Below are 13,016 nucleotides of genomic sequence, written 5' to 3' on the forward strand. Positions count from 1 at the left end.
CAGGTACAGTTGGTGGACCATGGCCGTTTCCGATCTATCCCACCGCTTCGAAGGGGAGTCGGTCGGCCGGGCGCTCGAGCTAGTCGGTGAACGCTGGACGCTGCTTATCCTGCGTGAGGCGTTCTTCGGGGTGCGGCGGTTCGGTCAGCTCGCGCGGAACCTTGGCATTCCGCGGCCCACGCTGTCCTCGCGGCTGCGGATGCTCGTCGAGGTGGGTCTTTTTGACCGGGTGCCATATTCCTCCGACCCCGAGCGACACGAGTACCGGCTCACCGAAGCGGGCCGCGATCTGTTCGCCGCGATCGTCGTCCTCATGCAGTGGGGGGATGAGTACTTGCCACGCCCAGAAGGACCACCGATCAAGCTGCGCCACCACACCTGCGGCGAGCACGCCGACCCACGCCTGATCTGTACCCACTGCGGCGAGGAGATCACCGCGCGCAATGTGACACCTGAACCGGGGCCGGGCTTTAAAGCCAAGCTGGCGTCCTCATAACGATTCCCAACCTCAAATTGTTGCGAATCGATAATGCAAGCCGAACCACGTCGCCGAACAAGGCCGTACACCTTGGCCGGGAAACTATCGTCATTTTGTGCACCGTCGAACGGCCCTGAAGCTCCCGCTGCTGCTGGCGGCAGGCACGGTGCTGGGCCAAGCGCCGCGGGCCGCCGCCGGAGAACCAGGCCGGTGGTCGGCCGACCGCGCACATCGCTGGTATCAAGCGCACGGCTGGCTCGTCGGTGCAAACTACATCACCTCGAACGCCATCAACCAGCTCGAGATGTTCCAGCCAGGCACATACGATCCCCGGCGCATCGACAACGAGCTGGGCCTTGCGCGGTTTCACGGGTTCAACACCGTGCGAGTCTTCCTCCACGACCTGCTGTGGGCCCAAGACGCGCCCGGTTTCCAAACCCGGCTCGCGCAGTTCGTCGCCATCGCGGCGCGATACCACATCAAACCGCTCTTTGTCCTGTTCGACTCCTGCTGGGACCCGCTCCCCAGACCGGGTCGGCAGCGGGCGCCAAGGGCTGGGGTGCACAACTCCGGGTGGGTGCAAAGTCCGGGTGCTGAACGCCTCGATGACCGCCGCTATGCCAGCACGCTGTACAACTACGTCACGGGTGTGTTGGGCCAATTCCGCAACGACGATCGCGTGTTGGGTTGGGACCTGTGGAATGAACCCGACAATCCCGCGCGCGTGTATCGCAAGGTGGAAAGGAAAGACAAGCTCGAGCGCGTCGCGGAGCTCCTCCCCCAAGTGTTCCGATGGGCCCGCACGGTCGATCCGGTTCAACCGCTGACCAGTGGTGTCTGGCAAGGGAATTGGGGAGATCCCGGACGCCGCAGCACCATCAGCGCCATTCAACTCGACAACGCCGACGTGATCACCTTCCACAGTTACGCCGCGCCGGCCGAATTCGAGGGCCGCATCGCTGAGCTCGCTCCGTTGCAGCGGCCAATCCTGTGCACCGAGTACCTGGCGCGGTCCCAAGGCAGCACTGTCGAGGGAATCCTGCCGATTGCTAAGCGGCACAACGTTGGTGCGTTCAATTGGGGTTTGGTGGCGGGAAAGACTCAGACCTATTTGCCGTGGGATTCGTGGGATCACCCCTACCGCGCGCCCCCGAAGGTGTGGTTTCACGACCTGCTACACCCCAACGGCCGGCCGTATCGGGACGGCGAAGTTCAAACGATTCGGAAGCTGAACGGGATGCCGAGCCAGGACTAGGCTTTCCCCAGCCCGCATTGGGCGCGGCTCGCCGAATGCGAGCCCGACACCTACTGAAAACCATGTGCGCGGTCGGCCTGGCGGAACCGGATCAGGCGGCGATACCGAGTTGCTGGTTAATCTGCGGCCAGGACAGCAAACCCCAGGGGGTGAGCAGTATCCAGTCGTGGATTTGCCAGGGGGCCAGTACGAAGCTGAACGGCGCTCCTTGGACTACGGCTGTGTGCTCGAGGACAACCGCTTGTTGTGCGAGCGGATCAAGCGAGCCCGAATAGACATACGTCGGCGGAAGACCGTTCAGCGACCCATACAGCGGACTGACCAGCGGGTCGTTGACCGCAAGATTGCCTGCCCACGCCTGGCTGATCTGCCAGGTCCCCACATCGAGCCACGGGGACAGCAACACCATGGACGACGGTACTGGGTTGCCCTGGCTCACCATGTATTGGGCGGCCGCCAGTGCGAGGTTGCCGCCCGCGGAGTCCCCGACCACGCTGACGTTGGAGACCCCGTGTTGCGCGATTTGCGTGGAGATGAGCCCGGCCATCGCCGGTACTACCGTCCCGGCAGTGCCTCCTTCCTGCACCAACGGGTAAATCGGCACTTGCACGGTCGCGCCGGTCTGGTAAGCCGTCACCGAGTAGTTGAGCCAGTGGAAGATTGACGGCGGCAGGATAAACGCGCCGCCGTGAATGGCAACCACGTATTCGCCGGTTGGATGAGCCGGCGTGATCTGCACGACGCTCATCCCGTCATAGGTGGTGTACTGGACCGTCTGTCCCAGCAGCGAGTTCAGCAACGGCGGTGGGGAGTTGCCAAGAAACCACGACAGCGGCGGTATGTCGCTGGCAATGAGCGCTAAAAGTGGATTGTTTGGGATTGCAAAGTGAGTTTCGAGCGCAGACAAACTCAGCAGGGGTTTCACCGGCCACAGCGAAGCGATGTCGAATCCGGCAGCCCCTGACGGCGTGCCGGTGAAGATCCCTGCCTGCGCCGCCGCGAAAGGCGGAACCTGCGTGAATCCGGCGGCCAGCGCCGTGGGGGCCCGCTGAATTTCCTGGTGAATCGTGGCAAAACCGTTCCCGATACCGCTGGCGAATTCACTCTGCAACAGCGAAGCGTTGGCCAGCTCGGCGGCGGCATACCCCTTGGCCGCGCCTGTCAATGCCTGCACAAACCGCTCATGAAACACCGCAAGCTGTGCGCTAAGAGCTTGATAGTCCTGACCATGGGCGGAAAACAAAGCCGCGATCGCGGCTGACACCTCGTCCTCGGCAGCGGCTAATACCGTCGTGGTGGCACCCGCGACACCCTGGCTCGCCGTCGCGACCACCGAACCAATCGAAGCCACGTCTGTGGCCGCGGCGGACATCACCTCCGGCAACGCAACAACATAAGACACCACGCCGCTCCCGCCACCTCACGGCAACTTCCCCAGTTGCCCAGCCACTACCGATCGCCGAGTAGCCGGAGCTTATGCCCACGCCGAGTAGTCACGTGCCAGTTTGCGCGAATTCCCAAAGTTAGACCGGCAAACGTGACGGCACCGATCCGTGTGGTGCAGCCGCCGGGAATCGAACACTCTCCGACGCAAAACGACCTGCGATTACGCGCGGGGCGTTGATGGCGTCAAGAAGGAATGAGGCGGCGAACGCGGGCGTTGGGGTGCCGCTATGCGTTGAACAATTGCTATACGATTGTGCAACATCAGCTATCGTCGTACTCATGACCGCGACCATCGGCTTCCGACCTACTGAAAAAGACGAGCAGATCATCAAGGCCGCAATGCGCAGCGGCGAGCGCAAGAGCGACGTCATCCGGCGGGCACTGCAGCTGCTCGAACGGGAAGTGTGGATCAAGCAAGCTCGCACCGACGCTGAGCGACTTCGAGACGAGGATGTCTCCACTGAACCGGACGCGTGGTGATTCGGGGAGCGGTCTACAGGGTCGACTTCGGCGATGCGAAGCGAGGCCACGAGCAACGCGGGCGGCGCTACGCCGTGGTCATCAGCCCCGGCTCGATGCCGTGGAGTGTAGTAACCGTGGTGCCGACGTCGACAAGCGCCCAACCTGCGGTTTTCCGACCAGAGCTGGAAGTCATGGGAACAAAGACACGGTTCCTGGTGGATCAGATCCGGACGATCGGCATCGTCTATGTGCACGGCGATCCGGTCGACTATCTGGACCGTGACCAAATGGCCAAGGTGGAACACGCCGTGGCACGATACCTTGGTCTGTGATGGCCGTCGCATCTGCAAATGGGCCACCGACCTGGCCCTTCGGTGGAGCTGCCGGGAATCGAACCCGGGTCCTACGGCATTCCCTCAAGGCTTCTCCGTGCGCAGTTCGCTATGCCTCTGCTCGGATCTCCCGGTCACGCGAACTAGCCGAGATGACGATCCCAGTCGCTGTGGTTGTCCCGAGGAGTCCCGCGACCGGACTCATCGGTGGATCCCTCTAGCTGATGCCAGGGTCCGGGCCGAGGGCGTTCCCGGTCTGACAGACTAGCCGTCGCTTAGGCAGCGAGAGCGTAGTCGCGCTGATGTGAATCGGCGCTTATTTGGTCGCAACGACGCTTACGGTGGTCTCTTGCCTGCACCGGCACGCTTCCCTTGATTCGATGCGCGAAGTCGAAACCGTTCAGCCCCTCGCATCCCTGCCGACCTTCGGCAGGACCATCAATCCTACGCCGCTCTCAACAACCGGCAACGCCATTAACTTCCCGGTCAGATCACGAAGTTCAGGCGCTCGAGGATGTGACCGGCCAGCTCCTTGTCGCCGCCGAGTTCCACATCCTGGCTGCGCGCCGGGCTCATCGGGCGCCCGCCGGCGAGCCTGGTGAACTGCAGTCCGTCCAGGCGGATCGTCGCCGTCGGCGCCGGCCCACCGAAGTCGTCGACCACCCGCGCTCGACCGTCCACGGAAACGCGGATGCTGCGAGACAGCGGGCCGGTCAGCTCCAACAGCACGCGGGAGCCGTCGGGCGCTTTGGCCAGCTTGCCGACGACGAACCCCATGGTGGCCGCTATCTCATCGAGGACCAGCGGTGACGCCGGCCCGCCGAGTTCGTCGTCGGACGACGGGCGCTGCACCGCCGCGCGGATGTCCTGTTCGTGCATCCAGCAGTCGAAGATGCGTATCCGCATGAACCGCCCGTAGCTGTCGGGGCCCGAGGGGGTGGTCGTCGGCGCATTCCATTCGTCATCGGAAAGGCTCGCTAAGACCTTGCGGCGCTGGCTAGTCACTGCGCGAAACCGCTCCAGCAAGCCCACACCCGATTCTGTGCCCAGATGACGCACCCAGCACTCGTTCATCACGCCGATGGGGTTGCGGACATGCGCAAGCGCAGAGACGTCTGTGTCTGGTTCTGGTGCGGCGATGCCGAGCAGAAATGACTCGGTGCCGATGATGTGCGACACCACGGCCTTGACGTCCCAACCGGGCAGCGGACTCGTTGCCTGCCAGTCCGTCTCGAGCAGTCCATCGAGCAGCGCATCCAGGGAGTGCCAAACGGCGAACAGCCCGGCCAGCACGTCGGACTTGTCCAGTGTGGTAAGGGGACGGCCCGGTGTGGTCACAAAGTGATGCTAAACCTCACATTGCCCAGTTCTCGATCAGGTCATGCCCTTAGCGCGCCGACCCAACTCGCGGAGCACTTCACGCTGGGCATCACGACGGGCCATGTCCTGGCGTTTGTCGCGGGCTTGCTTGCCTCGGGCCAGCGCAAGCTCAACCTTGACCTTGCCTTCGGCGAAATACAGCGACAACGGCACCAGGGCGAAGTTGCCTTCGCGGATCTTGCCGACCAAGGTGTCGATCTGGCGGCGATGCAACAGCAGTTTGCGGTTGCGTCGCGGCTCGTGGTTGGTCCAGCTGCCGTGCCGGTATTCCGGGATGTGCGCGTTGCGCAGCCACACTTCGCCGTCGTCGATGGTGGCGAACGAATCGGCCAGCGACGCCTGCCCTTCCCGCAGGCTCTTCACCTCCGTGCCTTGCAGCGCAACCCCGGCCTCGAACACCTCGATGATCGAATAGTTGTGCCGGGCTTTGCGATTGCTGGCAACGATCTGCCGGCCGCCACGCGACGACTTGGACACAGCTATCGCCGCACGTAGAGGCGCAGCGTTAAGTAAGCCGTCAACCCCGACATCGCCACGCCCAACAGCAGCAGCCACGGCGTGATGAAGAGGATGTCCGCATAGTCAACCTTGGCAATGAGATTGGCTTGATAAAACTGGTTGAGCGCATTCTCCAGGAACAAAGCCCGCACCACCATCAAGCCCGCTACGGCGATGCCGACACCCATCGTCGCGGCCAGCATCGCCTCCACTAGGAACGGCAGCTGGGTGTACCAGCGGCTGGCACCGACCAAGCGCATGATGCCGATTTCGGTGCGCCGCGTATAGGCAGCCACTTGGACCATGTTGGCGATCAACAGAATCGCCCCGATGGCCTGAACCAGCGCGACCGCGAACGCGGCATTGCTCAAACCATCAAGGACCGCGAACAGCCGGTCAATCAGCTCCTTTTGATTCAGCACGTCCAAGACGCCGGGCTGCCCCTTCATAGCGGTGTCAAAGTCCTTGTGCTGCTCGGGGTTCTCCAGCTTGACAATGAACGACGCCGGGAACGAATCCTTGCCCGCCACGTCCTTGAACTGGGGAAACTTGCGGATGGCATCGTCATAGGCCTGCTGGCGGTTAAGGAAACGCACCGCTTTGACGTCGGATCGCGTTTCGATCTTCTCCCGTAACGCTTTGCACGCAGTGGTATCGCAGGACGAGTCGTTGGCGGAAACGTCTTCGGTGAGAAAGACCTGAGATTCCACCCGGTCGAGATAGATGGCCCGGGAGCTGTCGGCCAACCGGACCACCAACATACCGCCGCCGAACAATCCGACCGAGATCGCGGTCGTCAGGATCATCGCGATCGTCATGGTGACATTGCGACGAAAGCCGGTCAGGACCTCATTTAGCAGGAAACCGAAACGCACTTAGCGATCCATCCCGTAGACGCCACGCTGTTCGTCGCGTACCAGCCTGCCCAGGGACAACTCAACCACCCGTTGGCGCATCGAGTCGACGATGTGGTGGTCGTGCGTGGCCATCAGCACCGTCGTGCCGGTGCGGTTGATCCGCTCCAATAAGTCCATGATGTCCCTACTGGTCTCCGGGTCGAGGTTTCCGGTGGGCTCGTCGGCCAGCAGTACCAGCGGCCGGTTGACAAAGGCGCGGGCGATCGCAACGCGCTGTTGCTCGCCGCCCGACAGCTCGTCTGGCAGCCGATTGGCCTTGCCGGACAGACCGACCGTCTCGAGCACTTCGGGGACCACCCGGTTGATCGCGTCGGTGCGTTTGCCGATGACCTCCAATGCGAAGGCGACGTTGTCGTACACCGTCTTCTGCTGCAGCAACCGAAAGTCCTGGAAGACGCAGCCGATCACCTGACGCAGCTTCGGTACGTGGCGACCGCGGAGTTTGTTGACATGAAACTTCGAGACCCGGACATCACCACTGGTCGGCGTCTCCGCTGCCAGCAGCAGCCGCATGAAGGTTGACTTGCCCGAACCCGACGGGCCGATCAGGAAGACGAACTCACCCTTGTCGATCTTGACGTTGATGTCATCCAACGCCGGACGCGCCGACGATTTGTACTGCTTGGTGACATGGTCCAGGGTGATCATCACGGCACGCCAGTGTAGCGGTGAGATTAGCGGGCAGGCGAAATCAACGGGTCGGTGGCTCGGATTTGGGGTAGGTGCCGGCCGTCGGACCCGGCCCGGGCTGCGGTAGCGGTGCCGGTGGTGTTGGGGTCGTGGTGCCCGGGCCGAACGGCGGCGGCAACTCAAACGGCGGCGGGACAGCCGAATCGGTCGTGGTTTCGGGCGGGCTGACCGGCGGTGTGCTCGACGTGGTGGTCGGCGTCGCCTTGACGGTGGGTGGTTGCACTCTGGTTCGCGGCACCCAGGTGTAGTCAGGATCGGGCACGAAGCCCGGCGGCACCACCTGGGTCGGCGGAGAGTCACCAGGACCTGGTGCCTGTGGCCTATAGGTCTCGTAAATCCACCACACCGCCAGGAACGCGGCGATCAACACCAGGGTCGACGTGCGGATCCGGCCGAACAGATAGCCCGGCCAGTGCCGTTTCTGGTTGCTGAGCTTCACGCTACTGCTCCGGACTTTCTGCCACCGCGGCCCGCGCATCGGCCGCGGTGACTATCCCGGCGCGGGTGAGCGCGCGGATCACCAGCACCCGCAACTGCCGGCCCGCCTCGAACTGCTTGCCGGGTAGGGTGCGGGCCACCAGTCGCAGGGTGACGGTGTCCACTTCGATGCGCTCCACGCCCATGACCGTGGGCTCATCCAACAACAGCTCTCCCAGCAGCGAGTCGTGGCGCGCGTGCTCACACTCCTGATGCAAGACCTCGTTCACGCGGCCGAGATCGGCGCTGGTCGGGACGGGGATGTCCACGACCGCGCGGGCCCAGTCCTTGGACAGGTTGACCGACTTGACGATGTTCCCGTTGGGAACGGTGAACACCTCACCCTCGCTGGAACGCAGCTTGGTCACCCGCAGCGTGACGTCCTCCACCGTGCCGGCCGCGTTCTCCGGTGACCCCACCATGCTGAGTTCGACCAAATCGCCGAACCCGTACTGCTTCTCCACGATGATGAAGAACCCGGCGAGTAGGTCCTGCACCAGGCGTTGGGCACCGAAGCCCAGCGCGGCGCCGAGCACCGCCGCCGGCCCCACCAACGCACCGACCGGAACCGGCAACACATCGATGACCTCGTACACAACGACGACATAGATGAGGACGATCGACACCCACGAGATCACCGACGCTACGGCCTGGCGGTGCTTGGTTGCCTCCGAGCGCACCAACGCGTCGCTTTCGGTAAACCCCAGGTCGAGGCGCCGGGTCACCCGGTTGGCAAGCCAAGTCACGAAGCGGGCCGCCAGCACCGCTGCGATCAGCAGCATGACGATGCGCAGGCCCCGGTTGAGGATCCAGTCGCCGATTTCACCGCGCCAGAAGTTATGCCAGTGCTGTGCTATCGAGGTGGCCAGAACTGTGCCGCTAGTCGTCATTACGTCGATTGCGCCACCGGATCCCGGCTTCCAGGAATCCGTCGAGGTCTCCATCCAGAACGGCCGCCGGATTGCCGACCTCGTACTCGGTGCGCAGATCCTTGACCATCTGATATGGGTGCAGCACATAGGAACGCATCTGGTTACCCCAGGAGCTGCCGCCGTCGGCCTTCAACGCGTCGAGCTCGGCGCGTTCTTCTAAGCGCTTGCGTTCCAACAACTTTGCTTGCAGAACCCGCATCGCCGCGATCTTGTTCTGCAGTTGGGACTTCTCGTTCTGGCAGGTGACCACGATACCGCTGGGAATGTGGGTGAGCCGCACCGCTGAGTCTGTCGTGTTCACCGATTGCCCGCCGGGCCCGCTGGAGCGATAGACGTCGACGCGGACATCGCCCTCGGGGATGTCAATGTGGTCGGTGGTCTCCACCACCGGCAGCACTTCGACTTCGGCGAACGACGTCTGTCGCCGGCTCTGGTTGTCGAACGGGCTGATCCGCACCAGCCGGTGGGTGCCCTGTTCGACCGACAACGTGCCGTAGGCGAACGGTGCGTGCACGGCGAACGTGGCGCTTTTGATGCCGGCTTCTTCGGCATAGGAGGTGTCGAACACCTCGACGGGGTATTTGTGCTGCTCGGCCCAGCGGATATACATCCGCATCAGCATCTCGGCCCAGTCTGCGGCGTCCACCCCACCCGCGCCGGACCGGATGGTGACCAGCGCCTCACGCTCGTCGTATTCCCCCGACAGCAGGGTGCGCACCTCGGTGGCCTCGATGTCGGCGCGCAACGACTTGAGCTCCGCGTCGGCCTCGGCGACGGCATCGGCGGCGGCCGCGCCCGCTTCCTCGGCGGCCAGCTCGTAGAGCACCGGCAGGTCGTCCAGGCGGCGCCTTAGCTCCTCGACGCGCCGCAGCTCTCCCTGGGTGTGCGACAACTCGCTGGTCACCCGCTGCGCCCGGGTCTGGTCGTCCCACAAGTGCGGATCAGATGCCTCATGCTCGAGCTTCTCGATGCGGCTGCGCAGACCCTCGACGTCGAGCACCCGCTCCACCGTGGTCAGGGTGCAGTCCAAGGCGGCGATGTCGGCTTGACGGTCGGGGTCCACAGCAGCCAAGGTTACCGGCATCAGCGTCTAGCATCAGATGACCGTCATGTGCACCGCACGACTGCGGCCCAGCCCATTCGCAGCCCCTTGCGCCGCAGCCGGGCACAACACAGAAGGCTCGAGTATGCGTCCCTATTACATCGCCATCGTGGGCTCCGGGCCGTCGGCGTTCTTCGCCGCGGCATCCTTGCTGAAGGCCGCCGACACGACCGAGGACCTCGACATGGCCGTCGACATGCTGGAGATGTTGCCGACTCCCTGGGGGCTGGTGCGCTCCGGGGTCGCGCCGGATCACCCCAAGATCAAGTCGATCAGCAAGCAATTCGAAAAGACGGCCGAGGACCCCCGCTTCCGCTTCTTCGGCAATGTGGTCGTCGGCGAACACGTCCAGCCCGGCGAGCTCTCCGAGCGCTACGACGCCGTGATCTACGCCGTCGGCGCGCAGTCCGATCGCATGTTGAACATCCCCGGTGAGGACCTGCCGGGCAGTATCGCCGCCGTCGATTTCGTCGGCTGGTACAACGCACATCCACACTTCGAGCAGGTATCACCCGATCTGTCGGGCGCCCGGGCCGTAGTTATCGGCAATGGAAACGTCGCGCTAGACGTGGCACGGATTCTGCTCACCGATCCCGACGTGTTGGCACGCACCGATATCGCCGATCACGCTTTGGAATCGCTACGCCCACGCGGTATCCAGGAGGTGGTGATCGTAGGGCGCCGAGGTCCGCTGCAGGCCGCGTTCACCACGTTGGAGTTGCGCGAGCTGGCCGACCTCGACGGGGTTGACGTGGTGATCGATCCGGCGGAGCTGGACGGCATTACCGACGAGGACGCGGCCGCGGTGGGCAAGGTCTGCAAGCAGAACATCAAGGTGCTGCGTGGCTATGCGGACCGCGAACCCCGCCCGGGACACCGCCGCATGGTGTTCCGGTTCTTGACCTCTCCGATCGAGATCAAGGGCAAGCGCAAAGTGGAGCGGATCGTGCTGGGCCGCAACGAGCTGGTCTCCGACGGCAGCGGGCGAGTGGCGGCCAAGGACACCGGCGAGCGCGAGGAGCTGCCAGCTCAGCTGGTCGTGCGGTCGGTCGGCTACCGCGGGGTGCCCACGCCCGGGCTGCCGTTCGACGACCAGAGCGGGACCATCCCCAACGTCGGCGGCCGAATCAACGGCAGCCCCAACGAATACGTCGTCGGGTGGATCAAGCGCGGGCCGACCGGGGTGATCGGGACCAACAAGAAGGACGCCCAAGACACCGTCGACACCTTGATCAAGGATCTTGGCAACGCCAAGGAGGGCGCCGAGTGCAAGAGCTTTCCGGAAGATCATGCCGACCAGGTGGCCGACTGGCTAGCAGCACGCCAGCCGAAGCTGGTCACGTCGGCCCACTGGCAGGTGATCGACGCTTTCGAGCGGGCCGCCGGCGAGCCGCACGGGCGTCCCCGGGTCAAGTTGGCCAGCCTGGCCGAGCTGTTGCGGATTGGGCTCGGCTGATCAGCGACCGAGCAACACCCCTGGGTTGAGGATCCCGGCCGGGTCGAGTGCGGACTTCGCCGCCCGCAGGGCCGCCGCGAACGGGTCGGGACGCTGCCGGTCATACCAAGCGCGGTGGTCGCGACCGACCGCATGGTGGTGGGTGATGGTACCGCCACTGGCGCTGATCGCCTCGGACACGGCAGCCTTGATCTCGTCCCACTGCGCGTCGAGCGACCCCCAGCGCCCGCCGGCATAGATGCCGTAGTAAGGAGCCGGGCCGTCCGGGTAGACATGGGTGAATCGACAGGTCACTACTCCGGTCCCGCATACCTTCCAGATCGCGGTCCGAGCGGCATCGGTCACCGCGGCATGTAGAGTATCGAATCCGTCCCAGGTGCAAGCGGTTTCGAATGTTTCGGCGATAACTCCGCGGCGAACCAGCGCGTCTCGTTGATACGGCATGCGCAGAAACGCCGAGCGCCAGTTCGCGGCTGCGTTGTGTTCCGTTGCGTCGCTTGTAGTTCCGCGGCTACGTTGCGCGGTCACCGTGCCGCCGTGTTCGGCGGTGATCGCCACCGCCCGGTGCAGCCACGGGTCTATCGGGTGGTCGGCAGACTCGAACGCCAACACCAACAGCCCGCCACCAACGGACGTGCCGGCATTCAGCAACGCCTCGGCCGGATCCAACAGCCGGCAGTTGGCCGGGTACAGCCCCGCCTGAGCGATCGTCCGGGTCGCGGCGACCGCGGCGGCCCAGTCGTCAAACACCACGGACACCGTGACCTGCCATCGCGGACGGTGTTGCAGCCGCATCCACGCCTCGGTGATGATGCCAAGCGTCCCCTCGGACCCGAGGAACAACCGGTCCGGGGATGGTCCGGCACCGCTTCCGGGCAGCCGCCGGGACTCGCTGATCCCCACCGGGGTGACAATCCGCAGCGATTCGGTCAAGTCGTCGATATGGGTATAGAGCGTGGCGAAGTGTCCGCCGGAGCGGGTGGCCAACCAGCCACCGAGAGTCGAGAAGCCGAAGGACTGCGGGAAATGGCGCAGTGTCAAATCGTGTGGGCGAAGCTGATGCTCGATCGAGGGGCCGAACGCACCCGCCTGGATGCGCGCGGCACGGCTGACACGGTCAATCTCAAGCACCGCGCTCATGGCAGTGACGTCGACCGTGACCACCGGCTCATCGAAGCGCGGCTCGACACCGCCAACCACCGAGCTGCCACCACCGTATGGGATGACCGCAATCCCCTCGCGCGCACACCAATCCAGCACGTCGATCACGTCCTGCTCGCTGCGGGGTCGGGCGATGAGGTCGGGCAGGTGGTCGAGCTGGCCCTGCAGGTTGCGTGCGATGTCGCGATACGCTTTGCCGCGCGCGTGTCCGGCCCGATCGACGAGATCGCTTGAGCAGAGCGCGGCCAGCGATGCCGGCGGGCTGACCCGTGGGGCCGCCAAACCGAGCGCGGTCAGGTCCGGCGGCGGGTGGTCGCTCAGGTCATGGCCGGACACCAGTGCCGCGACTCGCGACTGTAGCGCTTGCGTCTCCTGATCGGAGAGCGCGTCCTCGACTGTGCCCCAACCCCACCACGAACGCATGCTGATG

Annotated in this window: 14 protein-coding genes and 1 other RNA gene; 4 read left to right on the forward strand and 11 right to left on the reverse strand. The window is 64.3% G+C overall.

What is annotated here, in order from left to right:
* The first annotated feature begins 19 nt into the window (after window positions 1-19).
* Window positions 20-496: a winged helix-turn-helix transcriptional regulator gene (locus tag FF952_RS16325; protein ID WP_003416099.1), complete on the forward strand. Its 477-nt coding sequence runs from the start codon at window positions 20-22 to the stop codon at window positions 494-496.
* A gap of 97 nt (window positions 497-593) precedes the next feature.
* On the forward strand, window positions 594-1,733 hold the full coding sequence (locus FF952_RS16330) for a glycoside hydrolase 5 family protein (RefSeq protein WP_003904991.1): 1,140 nt from the start codon (window positions 594-596) through the stop codon (window positions 1,731-1,733).
* 91 nt (window positions 1,734-1,824) lie between these two features.
* Here FF952_RS16330 and lipY read toward each other — a convergent pair whose 3' ends face one another.
* Window positions 1,825-3,138, reverse strand: a complete 1,314-nt coding sequence (gene lipY / locus FF952_RS16335) for a triacylglycerol lipase LipY (protein ID WP_003901542.1) — start codon at window positions 3,136-3,138, stop codon at window positions 1,825-1,827.
* A gap of 118 nt (window positions 3,139-3,256) precedes the next feature.
* A complete protein-coding gene (locus tag FF952_RS16340) occupies window positions 3,257-3,709 on the reverse strand; it encodes a hypothetical protein (protein ID WP_003899911.1) in 453 nt (150 codons plus the stop codon).
* Between FF952_RS16340 and pemK the strand changes: the two genes are divergently transcribed.
* Complete coding sequence (pemK, locus tag FF952_RS16345; RefSeq protein WP_003416110.1) at window positions 3,653-3,973, forward strand: type II toxin-antitoxin system toxin endoribonuclease PemK; 321 nt, start codon at window positions 3,653-3,655, stop codon at window positions 3,971-3,973. The two genes, FF952_RS16340 and pemK, sit on opposite strands and share 57 nt — an antisense overlap.
* A 40-nt stretch (window positions 3,974-4,013) precedes the next feature.
* Here the strand turns inward: pemK and ssrA are convergent.
* The 8 genes from ssrA to prfB form a co-directional block, all read right to left on the reverse strand.
* Window positions 4,014-4,381: a transfer-messenger RNA gene (gene ssrA, locus FF952_RS16350) on the reverse strand.
* Between the two features lie 78 nt (window positions 4,382-4,459).
* Window positions 4,460-5,311 carry a maleylpyruvate isomerase family mycothiol-dependent enzyme gene (locus FF952_RS16355; RefSeq protein ID WP_003416111.1) on the reverse strand — a complete coding sequence of 284 codons (852 nt, stop codon included), beginning with the start codon at window positions 5,309-5,311 and terminating at the stop codon, window positions 4,460-4,462.
* A gap of 36 nt (window positions 5,312-5,347) precedes the next feature.
* Window positions 5,348-5,830 (reverse strand): SsrA-binding protein SmpB, encoded by a 483-nt coding sequence (gene smpB, locus FF952_RS16360; RefSeq protein ID WP_003416113.1) that lies wholly within the window; start codon window positions 5,828-5,830, stop codon window positions 5,348-5,350.
* Window positions 5,831-5,832: 2 nt separating this feature from the next.
* Window positions 5,833-6,726: a permease-like cell division protein FtsX gene (ftsX, locus tag FF952_RS16365; RefSeq protein ID WP_003416117.1), complete on the reverse strand. Its 894-nt coding sequence runs from the start codon at window positions 6,724-6,726 to the stop codon at window positions 5,833-5,835.
* Window positions 6,727-7,416: a cell division ATP-binding protein FtsE gene (ftsE, locus tag FF952_RS16370; protein ID WP_003416120.1), complete on the reverse strand. Its 690-nt coding sequence runs from the start codon at window positions 7,414-7,416 to the stop codon at window positions 6,727-6,729.
* Window positions 7,417-7,459: 43 nt separating this feature from the next.
* The gene (locus FF952_RS16375; RefSeq protein WP_003416124.1) at window positions 7,460-7,897 is read right to left on the reverse strand and encodes an Rv3103c family proline-rich protein; all 438 of its coding nucleotides are present in this window, start codon (window positions 7,895-7,897) and stop codon (window positions 7,460-7,462) included.
* A gap of 1 nt (window position 7,898) precedes the next feature.
* Window positions 7,899-8,825, reverse strand: coding sequence for a mechanosensitive ion channel family protein (locus FF952_RS16380; RefSeq protein ID WP_003416127.1), 927 nt, complete (start codon window positions 8,823-8,825; stop codon window positions 7,899-7,901).
* Entirely contained in the window at window positions 8,815-9,930 is a 1,116-nt protein-coding gene (prfB, locus tag FF952_RS16385) for a peptide chain release factor 2 (protein WP_003416129.1), read from the reverse strand. Before prfB ends, FF952_RS16380 begins: the two co-directional genes overlap by 11 nt.
* Before the next feature lie 124 nt (window positions 9,931-10,054).
* On the opposite strand from prfB, the gene fprA reads away from it, so the two are divergent.
* The gene (gene fprA / locus FF952_RS16390; protein ID WP_003416140.1) at window positions 10,055-11,425 is read left to right on the forward strand and encodes a ferredoxin--NADP(+) reductase FprA; all 1,371 of its coding nucleotides are present in this window, start codon (window positions 10,055-10,057) and stop codon (window positions 11,423-11,425) included.
* On the opposite strand, the gene FF952_RS16395 is transcribed toward fprA, so the two are convergent.
* Window positions 11,426-13,009 (reverse strand): FAD-binding oxidoreductase, encoded by a 1,584-nt coding sequence (locus tag FF952_RS16395; protein ID WP_003899914.1) that lies wholly within the window; start codon window positions 13,007-13,009, stop codon window positions 11,426-11,428. It lies immediately after the preceding gene.
* Window positions 13,010-13,016: the final 7 nt, after the last annotated feature.

Origin of the sequence: Mycobacterium tuberculosis complex sp. N0072, from assembly GCF_030323725.1 — a bacterium.
In the GTDB taxonomy this organism is placed as follows: domain Bacteria; phylum Actinomycetota; class Actinomycetes; order Mycobacteriales; family Mycobacteriaceae; genus Mycobacterium; species Mycobacterium tuberculosis.